Annotated in this window: 21 protein-coding genes and 4 pseudogenes; 10 read left to right on the top strand and 15 right to left on the bottom strand. The window is 59.8% G+C overall.

Annotation, left to right across the window (positions count from 1 at the left end):
• From FJ959_RS22470 to FJ959_RS32385, 3 genes and pseudogenes are all read right to left on the bottom strand, one after another.
• A partial coding sequence (locus FJ959_RS22470; protein ID WP_246680828.1) for a phospholipase D-like domain-containing protein occupies positions 1-560 on the bottom strand: 560 nt, incomplete at its 3' end.
• 93 nt (positions 561-653) lie between these two features.
• Positions 654-980 carry a low affinity iron permease family protein gene (locus FJ959_RS22465; protein WP_140632143.1) on the bottom strand — a complete coding sequence of 109 codons (327 nt, stop codon included), beginning with the start codon at positions 978-980 and terminating at the stop codon, positions 654-656.
• A gap of 179 nt (positions 981-1,159) precedes the next feature.
• Positions 1,160-1,346: pseudogene (locus FJ959_RS32385) on the bottom strand (serine/threonine protein kinase); the annotation flags it as partial.
• A gap of 221 nt (positions 1,347-1,567) precedes the next feature.
• Here FJ959_RS32385 and FJ959_RS22450 point away from each other — a divergent pair.
• Entirely contained in the window at positions 1,568-2,092 is a 525-nt protein-coding gene (locus tag FJ959_RS22450; protein ID WP_140495889.1) for an EF-hand domain-containing protein, read from the top strand.
• A gap of 332 nt (positions 2,093-2,424) precedes the next feature.
• Here FJ959_RS22450 and FJ959_RS32380 read toward each other — a convergent pair.
• Positions 2,425-2,529, bottom strand: a pseudogene (locus FJ959_RS32380) (DUF488 family protein); the annotation flags it as partial.
• Between the two features lie 25 nt (positions 2,530-2,554).
• Between FJ959_RS32380 and FJ959_RS22440 the strand changes: the two are divergent.
• The 6 genes and pseudogenes from FJ959_RS22440 to FJ959_RS22420 all read left to right on the top strand — a co-directional run bounded on the left by FJ959_RS22440 (position 2,555) and on the right by FJ959_RS22420 (position 4,293).
• On the top strand, positions 2,555-2,776 hold the full coding sequence (locus FJ959_RS22440; protein ID WP_140495891.1) for a DUF2188 domain-containing protein: 222 nt from the start codon (positions 2,555-2,557) through the stop codon (positions 2,774-2,776).
• 26 nt (positions 2,777-2,802) lie between these two features.
• On the top strand, positions 2,803-2,964 hold the full coding sequence (locus FJ959_RS32375) for a multiubiquitin domain-containing protein (RefSeq protein ID WP_246679088.1): 162 nt from the start codon (positions 2,803-2,805) through the stop codon (positions 2,962-2,964).
• A gap of 84 nt (positions 2,965-3,048) precedes the next feature.
• A pseudogene (locus FJ959_RS32630) lies at positions 3,049-3,150 on the top strand (hypothetical protein); the annotation flags it as partial.
• 3 nt (positions 3,151-3,153) lie between these two features.
• A pseudogene (locus tag FJ959_RS22430) lies at positions 3,154-3,423 on the top strand (tyrosine-type recombinase/integrase); the annotation flags it as partial.
• Between the two features lie 131 nt (positions 3,424-3,554).
• Positions 3,555-3,962: a GIY-YIG nuclease family protein gene (locus FJ959_RS22425; protein WP_140632120.1), complete on the top strand. Its 408-nt coding sequence runs from the start codon at positions 3,555-3,557 to the stop codon at positions 3,960-3,962.
• A 37-nt stretch (positions 3,963-3,999) separates the two neighbouring features.
• Positions 4,000-4,293 carry a hypothetical protein gene (locus FJ959_RS22420; RefSeq protein ID WP_140632118.1) on the top strand — a complete coding sequence of 98 codons (294 nt, stop codon included), beginning with the start codon at positions 4,000-4,002 and terminating at the stop codon, positions 4,291-4,293.
• Positions 4,294-4,401: 108 nt separating this feature from the next.
• On the opposite strand, the gene FJ959_RS22415 is transcribed toward FJ959_RS22420, so the two are convergent.
• Both FJ959_RS22415 and FJ959_RS22410 read right to left on the bottom strand, forming a co-directional pair.
• A complete protein-coding gene (locus FJ959_RS22415; RefSeq protein ID WP_140632116.1) occupies positions 4,402-4,671 on the bottom strand; it encodes a hypothetical protein in 270 nt (89 codons plus the stop codon).
• A gap of 26 nt (positions 4,672-4,697) precedes the next feature.
• Positions 4,698-4,991, bottom strand: a complete 294-nt coding sequence (locus tag FJ959_RS22410) for a hypothetical protein (RefSeq protein WP_140632113.1) — start codon at positions 4,989-4,991, stop codon at positions 4,698-4,700.
• Between the two features lie 42 nt (positions 4,992-5,033).
• On the opposite strand from FJ959_RS22410, the gene FJ959_RS22405 reads away from it, so the two are divergent.
• Positions 5,034-5,306, top strand: a complete 273-nt coding sequence (locus FJ959_RS22405) for a DUF982 domain-containing protein (RefSeq protein WP_246678989.1) — start codon at positions 5,034-5,036, stop codon at positions 5,304-5,306.
• Positions 5,307-5,356: 50 nt separating this feature from the next.
• Complete coding sequence (locus FJ959_RS22400) at positions 5,357-5,581, top strand: hypothetical protein (protein ID WP_140632111.1); 225 nt, start codon at positions 5,357-5,359, stop codon at positions 5,579-5,581.
• Positions 5,582-5,655: 74 nt separating this feature from the next.
• Here FJ959_RS22400 and FJ959_RS22395 read toward each other — a convergent pair whose 3' ends face one another.
• From FJ959_RS22395 to FJ959_RS22385, 3 genes are all read right to left on the bottom strand, one after another.
• Positions 5,656-6,027, bottom strand: a complete 372-nt coding sequence (locus tag FJ959_RS22395) for a DUF1515 family protein (protein ID WP_246679044.1) — start codon at positions 6,025-6,027, stop codon at positions 5,656-5,658.
• A 185-nt stretch (positions 6,028-6,212) separates the two neighbouring features.
• Complete coding sequence (locus FJ959_RS22390) at positions 6,213-6,482, bottom strand: hypothetical protein (RefSeq protein ID WP_140632105.1); 270 nt, start codon at positions 6,480-6,482, stop codon at positions 6,213-6,215.
• A complete protein-coding gene (locus FJ959_RS22385; RefSeq protein ID WP_140632102.1) occupies positions 6,482-7,333 on the bottom strand; it encodes a glycoside hydrolase family 108 protein in 852 nt (283 codons plus the stop codon). Before FJ959_RS22385 ends, FJ959_RS22390 begins: the two co-directional genes overlap by 1 nt.
• A 77-nt stretch (positions 7,334-7,410) precedes the next feature.
• Here FJ959_RS22385 and FJ959_RS22380 point away from each other — a divergent pair, with 77 nt between their 5' ends.
• A complete protein-coding gene (locus tag FJ959_RS22380; RefSeq protein WP_140632100.1) occupies positions 7,411-7,623 on the top strand; it encodes a hypothetical protein in 213 nt (70 codons plus the stop codon).
• A 3-nt stretch (positions 7,624-7,626) separates the two neighbouring features.
• Here FJ959_RS22380 and FJ959_RS22375 read toward each other — a convergent pair whose 3' ends face one another.
• The 6 genes from FJ959_RS22375 to FJ959_RS22350 all read right to left on the bottom strand — a co-directional run bounded on the left by FJ959_RS22375 (position 7,627) and on the right by FJ959_RS22350 (position 17,940).
• Positions 7,627-8,766 (bottom strand): acyltransferase, encoded by a 1,140-nt coding sequence (locus tag FJ959_RS22375; RefSeq protein WP_140632098.1) that lies wholly within the window; start codon positions 8,764-8,766, stop codon positions 7,627-7,629.
• A 95-nt stretch (positions 8,767-8,861) separates the two neighbouring features.
• Complete coding sequence (locus tag FJ959_RS22370) at positions 8,862-10,874, bottom strand: hypothetical protein (RefSeq protein ID WP_140632095.1); 2,013 nt, start codon at positions 10,872-10,874, stop codon at positions 8,862-8,864.
• A 67-nt stretch (positions 10,875-10,941) separates the two neighbouring features.
• Complete coding sequence (locus FJ959_RS22365; RefSeq protein WP_140632093.1) at positions 10,942-11,163, bottom strand: hypothetical protein; 222 nt, start codon at positions 11,161-11,163, stop codon at positions 10,942-10,944.
• Positions 11,160-14,237: a hypothetical protein gene (locus FJ959_RS32365; protein WP_246678990.1), complete on the bottom strand. Its 3,078-nt coding sequence runs from the start codon at positions 14,235-14,237 to the stop codon at positions 11,160-11,162. Before FJ959_RS32365 ends, FJ959_RS22365 begins: the two co-directional genes overlap by 4 nt.
• Entirely contained in the window at positions 14,237-17,464 is a 3,228-nt protein-coding gene (locus FJ959_RS22355) for a hypothetical protein (protein WP_140632090.1), read from the bottom strand. The genes FJ959_RS32365 and FJ959_RS22355 overlap by 1 nt, the downstream gene beginning before the upstream one ends.
• Positions 17,464-17,940 carry a hypothetical protein gene (locus FJ959_RS22350; protein ID WP_140632088.1) on the bottom strand — a complete coding sequence of 159 codons (477 nt, stop codon included), beginning with the start codon at positions 17,938-17,940 and terminating at the stop codon, positions 17,464-17,466. Before FJ959_RS22350 ends, FJ959_RS22355 begins: the two co-directional genes overlap by 1 nt.
• Positions 17,941-17,947 lie beyond the last annotated feature (7 nt).

Below are 17,947 nucleotides of genomic sequence, written 5' to 3'. Positions count from 1 at the left end.
TCTGGGTTGCGGGCGTTTCCGAGCCAGTTGTCGGCAATACCGACGCCGCCGGTGAACGCGACCAGCCCGTCGACGATGAGCAGCTTGCGATGGGTCCGGTTGTTTACACGATCCAACGTATACCAATGAATAGGTCTATAGCGCTGGAACCGCACGCCGGCGCTTGTCATGATCTCGATCAGGTCTTCATCGAACGGCAGGCTGCCGACCCAGTCAACGAGCACACGGACCTCGACACCCTCCCGGGCTTTGGTTGCCAACGCGGTCGCGAACTCATAACCGACGACCCCCGACCAATAGATATAGGTCTCGAAATCAATTGTAGACCGAGCCGCATGGATTGCCTGCAGCATTGAAGGAAAGATCTCATCTCCGTTGACAAGGGTTTGTACTGCGTTTGAATCGAACAGCTGTCCTTGCGAATAACTGCTCATGCTCCTTGCAAAATCGGGATCCGACGCGTCGAAACGGTGCGGGACAAGCGCTCGCAAAATGCGTGGCTCTGGTGCCAAGTTTATGCTGAGCAACGTGATCAGGCTGGCGATGACGGCAACGGCCACGTATTTGAGGCTGTTAAGCAGCCTTCCCCGGTTTACGCCAAACCTCACTGGGTCCGCACCCGCCCGTAGCGCCGCGAGTCCGCATGGCACATCTCAATCGCCCTGCTGTTTACGAGTGCGATGCTTTTCGATTTCCTCTGGTTCCTCATCATCGATTCTGGTGATGTTCGATGCCGAGCTATTCGTTCGCAACATCTCATCCAGCTTGGCATGGATCGCCTGCGTGTCGCGATGTTCTGCGCGTTGAATGAACAGTGTCATGGCCCAGGTGAACAGGGTCGCCGCGCCGTGCCAGTTCAAACTCGCCCTGTCGAGAAATAGCCAAAGGGCCGCGTAAGCCAGCAGCACCAGGAATGCTGCCGGCCGAGAGGTCAACGTGCCAATTGAGGTGAGCACGCTCGTGATCGGGCGAGTTGCCATCATCAAGAACTTTCGACTGCAACGCAGGTTCCCGTTGTGCCAAGCTCTACAATGCATGCCGGCGGAGCGCCAAGCAGTGGTGGGAGCGCATGTTCCATTCCAAGCGGCGTTCGATCATCTTTTTTAGGAGCAGCCTGCGAGCATTCTCTATCTCACCATTTCGGCAGCAACGATCACCGTGGTTTGTGTTCCTCGATTGCGCGTTCGATAGCCTTTACGCGTCTCACCCAAGCGAAGGTCGGCAGTCTGGAAATCGTCTGATGGCCGCGCCACTGACAGTCTCCGAAGCCGACAGTTCCTCAACACGGGTTCGGGCGTCCAGCCGTGTGAAGATGCAATCGCTTCCAGTTCGGCGGCGGTTTGCGTCGTCGGCGCCCGCCAAACGGTGAGTACCCCGCAGCCGTGAGCGAGGCGGCCCATCAAATGACCGAAGATGTTGTCGCTCGACATCGCTGCATCGTACTTCAGCTGCCGAACCTCACGATTTGAGCTTCTATTGTGCAGCTTGCATCCGGAACCAAAGTCTGAGGAGCAAGTTTGGCCGTGATGCCGAAGTTTGGCATGGCCATTCAAGGAAGGAAAATCCGATGAAAGTACAATGTGGGACGACGGCAGCTGCCGCTGCTTTGGTCATGTTAAGCTTGCCGGCGCTGGCCCAGACGAGTGGGACACCGGAGCTTAAGCCGCCGCCGCAGCAGTCTGGATCCACACCACTGCCAGGCCCTAACAAACAGACAGAAGACCAGACGCGTGAGATGATGCGGCAGATGATGGACGAGATGTTACAGGACAAGCTGCAGGGAGATCGCGGCCCCGAAGAAAGGCTTCCGCATCGGCAAGATTGGCACCGGGACATAGGGCAAGGGCCGCACGATGGGGACAGGATAGCTCGAAAGCCTGATCGCATGGGGCCTCGCATGATGCACGCGGCCAGGATGAAAATAATGTTTGCGATAATGGACGCCGACGGCGATGGAGCACTTTCGCAGAGCGAGATCCAGGATGTGATCGGGAGGATATTTGACGTCGTCGACGAGAACGGCGATGGCAGGATTGACTTGGAGGAGATTGAATCCTTCTCACATAGTCGCGGAAGTGGAGAGATGCAGTAGCACTTCGAACTTAGGCGCTTTTTTGGACGCTATCCCTAGCACCGGTTGGTAGTATGCCCGGCTGGTCGATCGGACCTCCACACCGATGCGAGCATGCTCGTGCAGTGACCCGAAGCAGGCAAGCGTCTCTTCAATTCGTGGAACGTGCCAGAGGCCGAAGTGCCTCGGCGCTTCCAGCAAGGTTTCATGAATTGGCTCAGTTCCGCACCCTGATGGGCGGCTGGTGCAGGCAAAGCACGTCTATTCAAATGCAGGACTGCACAAAACCCGGCGCAAGCCGAACATCCGCCTCACACACCCGACCTTGCGCGTCTCCGATGCCGCGGCGGCGCGGACTCGCCACGACTGATCAGATAATTCGCGACGATTCTCCTGTGGCAGCGCCACCAAAGCGTTTCCGAGCACATGATGGCGCACCGCTGCTGCCTGCCGACGGACAAACGAACCTTAACGGAGACTTTCATGGGCAAAAATCAGCATGTCGTACCTCGCGACGGTCAGTGGGCGGTGCTCGGCGCCGGCAATAACCGCGCCACTTCGCTTCATCCGACCCAAGCCGGTGCGGTCGCCTCGGCAAGAGACATCGCCATCAACCAGCACAGCGAGGTGGTGATCCATCGCCCCAACGGGCAGATCCGCGACTCGAACTCTTACGGCAACGATCCCTTCCCGCCGCGCGGTTAGCGGCTTCAACACAAGGATATCCTAAAATGCAGACCCAGGAGAACGAAAAGGGCAAGGACAAGACCGTCACCATCATTGTTGACGGCAGCCCCTACGAGGTCCCGAAGAAGGACACCATCACCTACGCCGAGGTGGTGACACTAGCTTATCCCGATTATCCGCAGCACCCGAGATCACCTACTCGGTAACTTACACCCGCGGCGACGGTCACAAGCCGGAAGGCATCCTGGCTCCGGGTGGCAGCGTGAAGGTCAAGGAAGGAATGGTCTTCAGTGTTAATCGAACTGGCCAGTCATAACGACGACATCCGCCGACTGCTTGAAAAGGGCTACGCCCTGAGGATCGACACATTGCACCTCGTGGTCCGGGACGTTCCGTACCTCGCTCTCGCCGGATTGCCGAAGGGCCTTACACTGCACGGTTTGAGGAAGTCACTCGGGGTTTATCTCGCCGAGGCGGAAGCATCCACCAGGCAGATGATGGACGTTCTCGGCCATGACGATATCGACCATGCCGAACTCTATTCCCGGGAAGCGTCGCAGGTGCGTTTGGCTGTGCAGGGCATGGACCGAGTCGTAAGGCTGGTAACGCGCAAACCATTGCTTGGCGAAACCTGTTGGCCAACCTCGTGGCGAGCCACCATTTAACGCACTATAAATAACGATAATGGTGGGCCCGGAGGGACTGCACGAACCGCGCAATTCTGCGCTTTTCATCACCTCGGTTAGACACTAATGTTCCCGTATCGTTCCGCATCATCCCGTGAAGGGCTCCACCAATGACCAGCTATTTCGAACAGCGCATGGCCGAGATAAACGCCGAGCAAGAGGCTCGCCGCGCCGCTTACATTCCACCGCCAATTCCGAAGCGCCAGCCGCCCCCTGCCGAGCATGGGCATATCTATTTCATGAAGGCTGGCAACGCCGTCAAGATTGGTCGTTCAGCCAATCTTCGTTCTCGGTTTAAGTCGCTCCAGACCGGAAGCGCGGAAGAGGCGCGGATCGTCAAAGTCCTCCCCGGCGGCAAGCGCCGCGAAAAGGAGTTTCACAAACGATTCTCTGAATATCGGCTTCGGGGCGAATGGTTCGATCTACGTGGTGCGCTCGCGAAGTATCTGGAGATGTGCATCCACGCGATCGAGCTTCCGGAACCTGACCCGGAACCTGAAATCGAAATCAGGCTTTAGGGCTCCCCGCACCTTTTCGTTCGGATAGGAGATAGAGATGGCTGACGACTGGATGCACCCACGAACCTCTTTTAGCTACACGACGCCGCCGCCGAAGAACGGCACCTACTTCCAGATCCAACGGAAGCGAGCAACTCCTGTCTCTGGCAACGTCTCCTACATCCATAGCTGGGACGTATGGGAGGAGTTTGCCACGAAGGAGGAGAGAGATGCGAAGCTAGCAAAGCTACGCGAGCAAGAATCTGAATGGCACTTGCGGGGGCGTACCCTGCACTATTCCAACGGCCAGCTCATATCGGGTGGCGATCCATTCGAATATCGCGACGATTGACCTGCAACCGCGATCCAATGAGAGAGTGGCGATGACAATACGCAATTTACCCTACCTTGCTGCGATCGGGGTTGTCATGCTGGGGATAGCTTGGGCGATGGGCTGGATCTAAAAACCCTTGGCCTTCGCGTAGTGGCTTCTGCCCATGCCAGAAACCTTGTCCGGGTCAGGCGAGTAGATCAGCCCAACCGCCTTGCCGCCGCACCGGGCACATCTCAGCTTGGGGATGAGGTCGTCCGCCATGGCCGGCGCATCCGGCCCGAGCTTGGCTTTCAGCAGTTGAAGGTCCAGATCCTGGCTATGATTGCATGACGACCGGTGGCAATAGGCCCGGAGATGCATCTTGCCGTCTATCAACGTCTGGACCGTCCAACGCATTGCCGATCAACCCTCCTGACATTCGCTCATCCCTTGAACCTTTCGGTGTGCCAGGTGATCTTGCCGCCGACCTTCATCGGCTTGTGGATCATGAGCTTCTTGGGAAGGTGCTCGGGGTGCACCTCGAGCAGCGTGACCTTGATTGTCGGCTTGCAGCGGTCGCAGGTGAAATTCAGGGTTTGCGGGTCACGGCCGCCGCCGAACACCATCATCAGGTCTGCGGAGCGGTGATAGCGGACGTTGCCGCAACTGCATTCCGCCTTGACGAGCATGTTGTGCCGGGTCGCCTTGCCCAGCGTGTCTATCGGTTCGTGCGCCATGAGAACAGAAAAGGAACAATTTCCTGTTTCGTCAAGGCGTCCTTGACGAATTTTAGCGCCGTCACATATCCCACGCCGATGTTGTGGTTTTCACCGCCTGTTCCCGTCAAGACGAAACGCGTCGGCGTGACGCGCGAGGTGAACAGTGTCGAGGCCGCGGCGGAGGAGCTGCTGACATGGGACAAGCGCGACGCCCAATGGCAGGCGGCGGTCAAAGCCTGCATAGCGGCCAAGGAAGGCAACGGGACGCCAGAGGCCGCCAGGCACGCGTTTCTGGCCGCGGCGAAGGCTTGCGGCATGTTGCGCGGCCAATAAAAGGAAAGCCCGCCCGGCGAACCGAGGCGGCCTGAATGCGGGAATGGTTGATGAAGAACGATCCCGAGGAACGAGCCGCGTTGCAGTTGATCAGGCGCACGATAGAGGAGCATTGCCCACCGGACGTGCTGCCCAGCGAAGAGATGGTCAACGGGCTCTATGGCCCGACATTGATTGGCGAGGCCGAGGCGATTTCAGCCGCGATCGTCGCCACGGTCGAGAGATTGCAGTTGCAGACGACCGTGAAGCCGCCGGCGCCGAACATCAAGGCATAGCCAGAAACGCAAAAAAGCCCGCCCCGGCGTGAGCCGAGACGGGCGATTTGTTATGCAGTAACAAGTGGTCTGGGCTAACCGCCGCGCAGCACGCGCCAGATATCTGACCAATATGCGGTGACGAGCGAAGCCAGGGCAGCGGCGGCCATGCCGGTGACGCCCAAGGCGCCAAGCCCCATCAGCTTCCAGCGCGTCACCTCGGCTGTCACTTCCTTGACGCTGGTCATGTCGGCGTTGAGCTTGCTGACCGCGCTCTCGGTGGCGCTCACGCGCTCCACCAGCTCATCCGTCTTCTGATACATCTTGGCCCGGCTGGACGCGGCGCGCTGTTCGGATTGCTCGTAGCTCAGGGCGGCGCGCGCATCGCTGTCCTTGATATCGCGCCGGATCTCGGTGATGTCGCGCTGCATGTCCTGTGTCGCTTGCAGCAGGCCGCCGATCATCATTTCGAGGCTTTTGGTTCCAGATGTCGGCATTGTCCCCGCCCTCGGTGCGACGCTATTTCGTGCAGGCCGGCGACCGTTTGCAGGCGCGGTTGTTGCCCGCTACCGCTTCGGCGAACGGCCGGTCATTCTTGATGATGAAGTCTCGCGTCTGCCCGGACGGCTTCAGCAGGGAAAAACCAGCGCCTTCAATCGCAGCGGTCTGGCTGCACCCACTTACCGCCAAGCTCAACGCAAAGCTGAGCAGCATCAAAAGTCGTGATCTCGGCATTGTCGTCGTTCCTTTTTTGGATGAGATCGAGGGCCCTTTGCCGCGCTTCTGCCTGGACCAAGGTGCGCGTCTCCGCTTTGACCGCAGGGACGGTCACCAGCGCTGAGTAGGTAGCCATCACGCCGAAGGTCACCACAGCGGCTGCAACGGCCCCAGCGCCCACGGAAAACCAGTTGAGGCCGAACATCACGCCGGCCCCGTCGAAAGCGCCTCAGCGAGCCTCGCTGCCTTCCTGTTGACGTACCAGCGGTATCCGAGACCCCCGATGACCAGAAGCGCGCTCACGGTGGCGAGGATGACCACGATGCGGCCAACCCATTCGCTGGCGTAGGAGAGCGGAGAAAGCTGGTCCTGAAGACCTTGCAGCGTGCCGGCAACCGTACCGCCGCCGACGCCTGCACCCGTCGCCACATCGGCAGGCGCACTCGATGGTGCCGCCTTGGCATCCTCGACAAAGGCTTTCGCCTGTCCGGTATCCACGAAGCTGGCGGCCTGCGGCGTCTCGCCGGTCGCCCATGCCTTGCCGATCGAGCGGACTTCGCTGACACGCGAGGCCCAGCCCTTTCCAAAAGTTGGCCACGTCTTCAGGTGGCGGAGGAAATCAAGGCGCTGATCGCAGATCCGATCGATAAGCGCATCGTGGTTGTTGACGGCGTTTACCGCGGCGATGGTTCCAACGCCCATGACGCCATCGATACCGCCCTTGTAGAGCGGCCCAAGCGCGCGCTGGAGCCATTTGATGGATTGGCCTGGTCCGGAGTTCACAGCGCCATCGAACACCACGTAGTCGACGCCTGGGGGAAGCTGGTCGCCCTTCACGGCGTCCCAGTACTGCCGATCGTAGATATCTGCCACTTCCTGGCTCGTGATGCCTTTGACAGAGCGCGTGGTGAGGCCCTTGCTTTTGCGGTAGCCATCGTACACGCGCTGCGTCACGCCCTTGTTGGTCGGCCCGCCGGGATCGGCCGGATGGTTCACATAGCCGCCTTCGTGAACCAGCACGCGGGCAAGCGATTCCTTCTCACGGGATGCGGTCATGGGTTGTCCTTTCCGCCCAAGGCTGGGCAGCTTGTTCGGTTCTGAATTTTGGCTATGGTCGGCGCCGGGAGGGGCCGATGGGGGATATCAAAGTCAGGTACACGGTCGAGACGATGCGCGGCGGCCAAGCCGTGACGCGCACCGATGTTCAGGCTGGCAGCATGAATGAAGCGGCGGCAACGCTTGGCCCGGTGAAGGCCGGGCTTGGTCGGGAGCCGACATCAGGGGAATGGATACGGGTGACGGAGTTCGTCAGCGGGCGGACGAACTGGTTTCGGGATGCCGATTAGGTGCTATTCGGCCGGGGCCGCGACTACGTCAGAGGATACGTCAGGCAGCATTGCGCGCCGCCTTGTAAGATATCGGCCAAGCCGAACGCCGCCCTGTTCAAACCAACGCTCTGAAAAGTCCGCGATCGGCAACGTGAGCGCTGTCGTCACCACCCCGAGAAGGATACCCATTTCCAGTGGGTTGGTTTCGCTGAAGCCGATATCCTTTATCAGCGCCCCGACAACCCACATCACCGGAACGTTGAGCAGGTACAGACTGAAGCTTATACGCCCCAGAAACCGCAAAGACCGGGCGTTCAGAAGATCGTAGAATAGTCCCGCTCGGGCGCTAAAGGCGGCATACACCAGACAGCAAGCGAGCATCGTTTGACTGATCGTCGCCGTCGTAGAATGCATCGGAACGACCAGTCTGGCAAACAGGAAGAAACCAACGGCGATCCAGACTGCTTGCTCGTTAAATGTTGCCGACTTGGTCTCCGCCAATAAAATTCCAGCCATGAACGCGAACAGGACGCCCGACATGTTCGGGAGGTTCAGCGCCAAGAACGGCGATTCAATCGCCATGACCGAAATGGCGAGGCAGATCGATATCCCAAGAACCCCCCACTTCCTGCCAACGAAGAACGCCAGCAGCACAAAGGGAACGGCTAAGACCTCGGCCTGCAAGGTCCATGTCGCGCCATGCATTGTGATTTTTGCTAGCGTCGCATTGAGCAAAACCAGATGAGGGTTGGCGGCAGCCGCGAGATGAGGGCTGGCCGCGAACCATGGAAGATTGGTCAATGAGGAACCCAGCGCGAAGCAAAAAACCATGCAGAAAATTATCGCCGGATACAGACGGCACAACCGCCGCACGACGAACTCCCGGCAAATCGACAGCGTTGAACCAGTCGCTCGGCTAAGCGAGTGCTTCAGAACGAACCCGCTCAGCACGAAAAATAGAAGGACTGCACTTTGGCCGTTAGCGACCGTAAGAGCGATCTTGGTTGCGGCTTCCCTGTAAGAGGTCAATCCCTGGATCGGTGGATCCAGCACGGCGACCGTCGCTGCGCTTTGATCGAGGATGGCATGATAAAAAACTACAGCAACGGCAGCCAAGCCCCGGAGTCCGTCAAGCGCCGCGCTGCGCCCTTGAGTTGTCATGCCCTGCAACCTCGCCAATTGAGGACATGACTACCACTAGTAGGCCGCACCAGCAGTTGCGCAAATGCAACACCAGCGATCATTCGCAGACGCTTTTACGCAGTAGCCGGCCCAGTCACATCGGCGAGGGTGCCCGCGCTCACCATATGATCGCGCAGATAATCGGACGCGCTCACCAGAGAATAGTTGCCGGCTGTGTTCGACGCGGTGAGGCAACCGTGGAACAGATTGGCCGAGCTTGCTCCCGTAGTCACGATGCCGCGACCGGTGTTGAGGGAAAAGTCGCCCATGACGTTCAACTTCGTGCAGGCATCCGCTAAAAAACCATTCCTCGTGTAGCCGGTGGCGGCCAACCCCTTCCCTTTGAACGTTGTCGTGCCCGTAAGGTTGAAGCCGTCTTTGGCCGCCAGCCCGATTGTCGCCAACTGCGTTGCAAGGACATCCGAGATACTGAACAGGCTACCGCCAGAGACCACAAAGCCATGATCCACACTATTGACGAGAGTGCTGTCGCCACCCCTAACATTGTTGCAGCTAAGAAAGACCAAACCTCGACCGCCAGAATGATCCGGGATGAAGTTCGTGAAAACAACAAAGTTGCAATTGTCGAACACTGCCCCATCCTGCAACGCCTGTACACTGGTCGCCGCTGACCCGTTGTGTGCGCAATTACGGAAGAAGATACCTTCGGCGCCGTTGAAGTAAAAGGCCGGGGAATTATAGGCCGTGCCTGTCTTTCCAACCCTGCTGACCACGACTTGATCTATGTGGTAAGAAGCCCAGCAGTCCCATGTGGCAATTCCATAACCACGATGCCCTTCCATCGTGATATCCCTGATATTTACGAACAGGGCAAGATTGGCGCCGTTGTTCATGTCCATGATGCCTGCACCGCAGTTTATCAGGTAGAGACTCTTGATGTTGACGGTGGTCATGCCTCGTAAATCGGTCTTAATGCGGATCACAGGTAAGCCGGTAGTCTGCAAGGTTCCGTCTATCATGAGCCCTTGCACTGTCTGGTAGCTGTTCTCGATATTGAGGACCGTTCCGGCACTTGAAATCAGTTTCGGCCAACCAAACCCCTGCAAAAGATTTCCAACATCCTTCAACCGAATATTGTTGACCTTGACCGCCGATCCTTTCCACTCAAGAACGTTGGCATATCCCAAAACATCGAGAGAACCCTGGATAGCTGCATCGTCTAACGTGACGCCGTCCTGTACGGCACCAAACACTGTGATGTCGGGGGCGGCGTCAATGCGTTTCCAGTAGAACCCAGCCGTGTTGCTGACGACATAGACACCCTCTTGCGTGTCGGTGACGGGCGGTGAGCCGGCCTTGAGGACGAAGGTTCCTTCTCGGCCTGCCTCGTACAGGATTGCCACGAGGTCTTTCGTTGGCGTCAAAGCCTTCATCGCCGTGCGGGTCGAGACATAGACCGGTACCGCAAGATTACCCCGCGCGTCCGGCTTGCTTGGCAAATCCGCTAAGTTCGATGTCTTGGCAAGCTTCAGGTCTGCGTAAGCCTTGACGCTCTGCTGCGTCGGAACCTTGCTGGCGCTGTTGGACACCATGTCATCTTCATCGATGACAAACCCGAAGCCCGAGGCGTTAGTGTCTGCCGGCTTGATGGCGGTAACATCGGCCCCGGCTTCCTCTATCGCCACAATCGCGTCAGCCTCAGCGGCGCTGATGGTGACCAAACCGGCGGCAATAGCGCCATTCACTTCGCCTATCGTATCGTCCGACTGGTAAAAGACGATCGACAAGGAAGTATCGCCAACAACAGGGTCCAGCGTGTTGAACACGAAAGTCTTGCCCTGGTTGGCCGTGCCCTCCTGCACATGGACCGTGGTGCCTTTCTGCATGGTCCGCGCGGTGCGCGAGTCTGCTGCCCGATACCATTGGCCTGTCGATACCGTGCGAATGCCGTTCTCCGAACCATCGCTTTGGTCTTTGACCAGTACGCGATCGCCTACCTCGGTCTGCACGCCGTCGATTGTGAGCAAGCCTCCGGCATCGACGTCGATATTCGCCGTGGTCGCCAAGCGCACGGGTTCGCGCTCGCCGGTCAGGAGACGAACGGCGGCAGTTGCGGGTCGGGCCATGAGGCTTGCTCCATAGTAAAAAGCCCCGCGCAAAGCAGGGCCTTCAGGTCAGATTTTCAGGTGGTGGTTAGTCGCAGACTTCCGAGTTGGCGCGACCGTCCCAATCGATATGGCAGTTTTGTGACCCGCCGCCGGAATGAGGCGCGCCCGTCATGATGGCAAGGAATGCACAGAGGACAAAGCCTGCGCCGAACTTGCCGACTTTTGCCATGTCGCCCTCCATGAACCCACCGACGCAAAAAAGCGCCAAGACGAGACCGAGGATTCCAAGGGTGGCAGCGAGCATCATTTCTTTCGAGTGTCCGGCAGATCGAGCGCATCGCCGGTTATCGCCTCAACCTTATCGAACAATGAGCGAACGTAGAAGAGGTTGTTCGCCGGGATCAGTTGCCGAACCTTGTGCAGGTCGGATTTCGTGGTGTCCCCGGCGAAGATCGACCCCGAGACCTGGAAGATGTCGGACACCGCATCCGCCGTCGGGCCAAGGAAAGCGCCAGTGACGTTGCGACTGGCATAGCGCGAAACGGGCTTACCGGTGATGGCCGAAAACCCCACCCTGCCCCGTGTCGCCTTTTCCGCAATATTGTTGGCATCCATCAACCAGCCTGTCAGGCCGGACTTGTCTAGAGCTTCCACGGCCCATTGCGTGGGATCATCCGATGTCTCCCGGCCGGCCGAAGCTGACTTTGCCCAATAGGTGAAGGCGCCGAGGCCAAGCGAAACCAGAACACCATTCAGCGTGGCGGCGTCGCGCTGCTGTAGACCGGTCAGCATGGTTTTCTGCATCGAGGAGATGCCAAAACTTTTGAACTGACCCACGGCCTTGCCGAGTTCCGTCGACATCCACAGCGGCTTGTCCTGCCCCGGGGAGACAATGGCCCGGTCGACCTCTCTAACAACGGCGGTGCGGAAGGCCTCGCGTGCCTCGATATCGCTCCAGTCGCCAGCCTTGGCCAGCAGAACCCCATCCTGATTGTCGCCATGGGTTGCGAACTGTTTGGTGATCCGCTCGGCGAGATCGGCATCGATGCCCGATGAGGCCAGGTTGCGGATATCACGAGCCGTGCCCTTGCCTGCCGCGACCCGTTCGGCAGACCGCAGGATATTCGTCATGGTCAGCAGGCCGGTGAACTGCTTTAAGGTAGCGTTCCATGGGGCCATGAGCGAGACAACGCCAAACCGGGTCGAGAGCGATGATAGCCCACGTTCGAAAGCCGAATGCCTGCCGAAGTCGTCGGTAATCTCCGCCATCGACATGGCGCGGCTGTCCAGCACCATATCGAGCGCGGTTCCGGCGTCCTTCACCTCCTGAGCCGCCAGCCGGAACGCCTTGAAGTTCTTCACCATCGGGATGAAGCCATCGCGAAACGTGCTGGTCAGGCCATGAGCGAACACCACCTTACCGAGATCAGGGATTGCGGAAACCGTCATCCCACCGAGCAAGCGCAGATAGTTGATGTTGCGGGCCAAGCGGCCGGCGCGCAGCACCAAGGAATCGGGGTTGGACGGCAAGGCATACTGGCCTCGGAGCCGATCACGAATGCCGGACAGGTCGCGAATGGCCGCCTTGCGCGATGCCTCGACCCGTTGCCGGCCCTTCTCCGTCGTCTCAGTCGCGATCCTGGCATTTGCCTCGTCGTTGATCTTGCGGATTTGCTCGGCCATGTCGACCGAGCCGAACTTGCGGGCGATCTCGACATCCGCTGACATCGTGCGAATCTGGGCACGCAAGACCTCCTCGATGTCGGTGTTGAGGAAATCCTGTATCTTCCGGCTTTCGATGTTCAGGACGCGTTCCTTCAGCGGGCCGCGCGGACCGGACGCAATGTCGTAGGGGATGCGACTGTCGGCATGGCCAAGGATACTGTCGATGGTGTCATTGACGAGTCCCTTCACCTCGGCATCGGAGAGATTGCCGAACTGCGCATCCCGTTCGGCCTGAGCCGCAGCCTTCGGATCGATCTTGCCATCCGAACCGGCTTTCTTTGCCAATGGCGATTCCGCGCGCGCTGCCGCCGCGTTGCGAGCCGTGATGAAATGATCGTTCAGGATCGCCGAGAACTCGCCCCGGCGCGCGATGATCTTGTCTTTGTTGTACATGCGGAACAGGTGGGAGACATCGCCCTTTACCGAGACATCCTCCGACAACAGTTTCGCCTCGATCGCCGCTTTCTTCATGGCATCGTCGAGTTTGCGATAGATTTTCGCGGCCTCTGCCACCTGGGCGATTGGGTGTTGCTCACCGGAGAATGCCGCCTTGCCGACTTCCTCCTTGAACTGCTTATAGGTCAATCGATCCGTCGAGCCGCGTGCGCGGTCGAACTCCGATTGCATCGGGGCAAGAAAGCGCTGGAATGCGTTCGGCTCCGGTGCGCCATGGAAGTATTTGGCGTAGCTGGTGTCGATCTCGCGCAGCGCTGTTGCCAGCGGCGCGTGCCACATCTTCATGCGGGTTTCGACTGCTCCTCCGCGCTCTGTGGCGACACCGGCGGCATTGTCGGCATATTCCAGCGGGGTTTCGGCAAGCCCGCGCACTGCCTCACGGCCGGCATCGATCTCGTTCAACTGGAGCCGGATCAGTGGATCTTGCCGGTTGATGATCGGAAGCTTGGAAATGAACGCCTCATCCTTCAAGGCCAGTGGGCCGACATCACGCGCTGCGGCGCCTGCGGACGCCCCCTTGCCCATATTGGTGAATTCGCGGTCCGCCGCGGCAAAAGCCGCCTCCTGCCCTTCAATCTTCGTAGAGAGCGCCCGAGTGCTTGCGCTGTCCAGATAGCGGCCCGCCAGGAGGCCAAGAGCGCCGCCGAGCACAATGGAGCCGCCGATATTCAAGGCGCTCTCCTCGGCTGTCCTTGTGGCTTGTGTGGCCTGCAAAACCCCTTCCGAGAATGTCGTGTCGATACCGGCGCCAAGGGCAGCGCGACCGGCGGCGGCAAGCTTGGAGCCTCCGCTGATAGCCGCGCCGCCGCCGAACGACGCCAGCGTGGGAAGATCAACGACGCCGGCCGCCATCTGCGCGATTGTGCCCATCGTTCCCGATGCAGCCAAAGTGCGTTGATCCTGAAGCTCCTGATCAATGCGCAACTTCTGTGCCGTTCCTGCCTTGCGGTTCCTGATGCCAGCAAAGGAAGTGACAAAGGGTGCATATTTCGGATCGCTGGCAGCGTCCGCAATTGCGTCATAGCCATCTTCAACGATGCCAGCATCAGGGATCCCGCTGGAAGCGACGAACGAGCCGACCGTGTTTTGCGTACGGAAGGCCGCGCCCCATGTCTGGAGAGCCGTCGGATCGGGCGCAGGCTCATCGGTCTGAACGTTGCTGAGATCGTTGATGGAGCGCTGCTCATCGAAGAATGGCATCACTGCGCCCTCTTCAGAATTGCCCGGATGCGCTTGTGCTGCGCCACACGCTCCTCATAGGCCTTCTTCGCTGCCTCCTCGGCTGCGATCGCTTCTTGCCTGGCGCGGGCCTTTTCAGCACTCGACGCACTGAGCATCCGCTGCTGGAACTCCTCGAAATCCCGATCGGTCAATGGCAGGCTGGATTGCGGGGCGGTGTCTCGGGCCGGACGGGCAGGCACCGGGTTGTCATTCTTGGTCGGAGCGGCATCAACGGCTGGACGCGGCGCCGCACCTTCCTGCTTTGCCGGGATATCGGCAGGGATATTGGCGCCGAGCTCACCGCTTGGTGCGGCGATGCCCGCCGGCTGCTTTGGCTGCATGGGCTCACCGGTGAGAATGTTCACCTCATACAGCGCGTCATTCTGCCTTGCGTTGGCCGTTGTCTCGGCTTCGGTTTTGGTGCGGTTCACCGCCTGATTGGCCAGCATGTTCGTGACATCCGGCCGCCACACCTTGCCCGGAATTGTCTGCAGATTGCCGTTGGCGTCTTTCCACATGACCGCGTACCCCGGAAGACGGCCGGCCTTTACATCGGCCTCGGTCTCCGGTGTCGTCACCAGGCGCACAGTCGAGGGATCGATGGCCAGGTCACCACGGTAATACTGCTCTTGGGTCTGGTGCAAAGCCTGTGCATAAGCATCGGCATGATCGGGCGTGTCGAACTTTCCGAGATGTTGGCCGGTCTGATGATAAAGATCGATCGCCTGTTGGTCGGTCAGAATCTTTCCATCTGGCGAAACGGTCGGGACCAACACCTCCCTGCCATCCTCTTCGAACGACATGGAGCGAACCGTGCTGATCGAACCGTCGGGGTTTTGCACCTGTGGTCGGCTGGCCAAATCGATATTCCCAGCTTCAACCCTGCCGGCAAACTGTGTGATTGGGCCGGCTGGGCCGCGACCCGAGAATTCGTCGATCTCGCTGCGAAGCTGCGTCTTGGCATACCGGAGCGGGTCATCGGCCCCCACTACACCGGCTATGAACCCCCTGCTGTCTTCCTTTGGCCAATACCGCTCCGGTGGATACTTCACGACCGTGGCCGAACCGCTCATCCGAGAGACGCCGTAGATGGCCTTCATCTGCTCTAGCGCGCGGTTCTTCGCCAGGTCGGGATCGCCATTCGCCGCATAGAATTGGTCTTCGGCCATGGCGAGGAAATCGGCCTTGATGCCCGCTTCCTGTGCCGGGTCGAGGCCAAGCGCTGGCGCACCGCTGAAAATCCCGCCGTCTTTGAATTCCGACGACAGGTCGACATCGCCCATGGTCTTGACGAATTCCCTCGCCGCCGGCTCCAGCGCCTTGCGGTCGCGCTGCTTTTCCGGCGACGCATTGTCGATCATCCGACGCGCGGCTTCCTCTGGCGACAGGTTTAGTTTCTTCACGTAATAGCTGAAGTCGTCGGCAGCCTTCTGCACCTCGGAGCCGCCATCGCGCCGGCCAAGTGCCGCCGGGTCGAAGCTGGAAATCTTCTGTGCGGTCTGCGCCGCAGCGATAACTTGGCCGGGGTTCTGGCTGGAGAGCCCGCGCCGCATGTCGTTGATGATCGGCTGGGGAACCACATGGGTCTGCTGGATGATGGTCGTGGCAAGCCCTGCCTGCTGCTCCAGCGGAACCTTGCCGGCGGCGGCCGAGTAGAGATTGTCGGCGCGCTTCTTGTCGTCACTGGCGTAGGGATCAAGCGAGAGCGTACCTCCGTGCAATGCGCTGAGATCGCCCTGAAGCTGGAGGGCGCCCTTGTTCTGCTCATTGAACGAGCGCAGCAACGACGCCTTGTCGCCATCGTTCAGCGTCTTGTCGTTGTGGATCAGCGCCGGATCAGCAATGGAGCCATCGACAATGCCCATCTCAAACCGGTCCTTGTAGGCGGTGTAGCTCGCCGTTGCCTGAGCCTTCTCGGCCGCCTGCTGTTGGCGGTACTGCACATCGGCCTGGTTGGCGAGGGTCAGCCGATCGTCCGGTGACAGGCCGGCGAAACGCGGGTCAACTGCACCTCCGCCAGCGCCGCCCATCTTCTTGTCTGACCATGCGATGGTGTCGGCGACTGTCTTCCCAGCAAGAAAACCATTCGCGCGCACAACATCCTGCCCGACCACGCTTGCAATGGAGGCGTTTGGGTCAGCCTTCAAGACGTTGACCGCGCCCAGCGACCCCAGAAAATGGGCGAGGTAGAGATTGCCCGGTGTCGTCGCCAGCCCGCGGTTAGTCAGATAGTCGGCGTTGTCCTGCGTGAAGGCCGCGACCATCTGCCGGCCGAGCACCGGATCTGATTTCAGCGCAATGATCTGTGCCGCGCTCTTACCTGCCGCGATGTCGGGGCGATGCTGGCGGATGGTCTGCACCCAGGTCGAATCGAGGAACTGGCCAACGCCGGAAGCTGACGAGTTGGGGTTTTTCGCCGTGGCGCTGCCGCCACTTTCAACGCCGATGATCCGATCCACAACAGCGTTAACCGCGCCACCACCCTGTGTTGCGACCGGCGCCAGTCCGAGCGCCGCCCTTGCCTTGCCGGCGAAGCTCGGATCTTTGTCGAGCATCGCCTGAAACAGGCCCTTGGTGGCGCTCTGGCTCCAGTTATAGGCGGCCTTCTCCTTGTCGAGAGCCGACATGCCCGATGCCGCGATACGGTCCAAACCGTTCTGCTTGAAGGCCTCGAAGGTCTGGGTATCGTTCGGATCGCTTTGCAGAATGCCGTTCAGCAGGGTGTCTTGGGACTTCGTAAGCTCAACCTGCTCATAGGCCTGACGCTGGGTCTGCTGGTAGCCCGCCGTGCGATTTGAGCCGGCAAGGCGCATCGCCTCCTTGCTCGCCATGAAGTTGGCGCGCTGGCTTTCCGGAACTTTCTGGGCATATTCGTCAAAGAGCGTGTCGAACGCGCCCGGACGGACGGCCCGGCCATTGACGTCCATCTGGCCATAAACGCTATCATGGATGCCCGAACCGTCGGCAGGGGCATTGCGGACTGCATCATCCTCCGCTTGGGCAAGGCGCTGGCGAAGCTCGTCATCAACAACACCGGCATCGAACCTGTCCTGTTGATCCTGCTTGGCCTTGAAATGCGCGGCGATCTGGGAAAGCTCGCCCCCGGCGCCCTGAAGCGCGCGGCCGATCTCGCCACCCTGCGGATATTGGACCGTGCCGCCGGTATCGAGCGACCGGCTGGCGACTTGGAGAGGAATAACGGCCATTATGCGAACGCCGATCCGCCGAACTTCACGGCCTTGTTGGGGTCATACAGATTGGAGATGCCCGAAACCAAGGTGCTGCCCGCGTTGATCAGGCTGGCACCCATCGCCTGCTTGCCGCTGAAGCGCGAAATCCCGGCTTGGGTGTTGAGGTTATTCTGGCGCAGCGTGGACCCGTACTGGATCGCCTTTAGGTCGATCTGGTTCTGCCGGGCGTTGGCAGCCAAGACTTCGCTTGGAGAACCCGCTGCGGACACGCCCGAGGCCCCTATCGCGGCGCGGGCCTGAGCCTGAAGCAAGTCCTGCTTCTTCTTCTCCTGCGCCTGTTCGAAGGCTGATGCCTGCGCATCGGCGCGGGCCTGCTGCTCATAGGCCTTGGCCTGCATGTTGGCCATTTGCTGCTGCTGCGCGCCTTGAGCCACAGCGCCGACGGTCGAGACAGCCGTGCCGGCCAAGCTCAGAAGGGCGAATGTGCACATGGTGCTG

Source organism: Mesorhizobium sp. B2-2-4 (assembly GCF_006442375.1).
Classification (GTDB): domain Bacteria; phylum Pseudomonadota; class Alphaproteobacteria; order Rhizobiales; family Rhizobiaceae; genus Mesorhizobium.
This window is presented reverse-complemented; position numbering and strand designations above follow the sequence as displayed.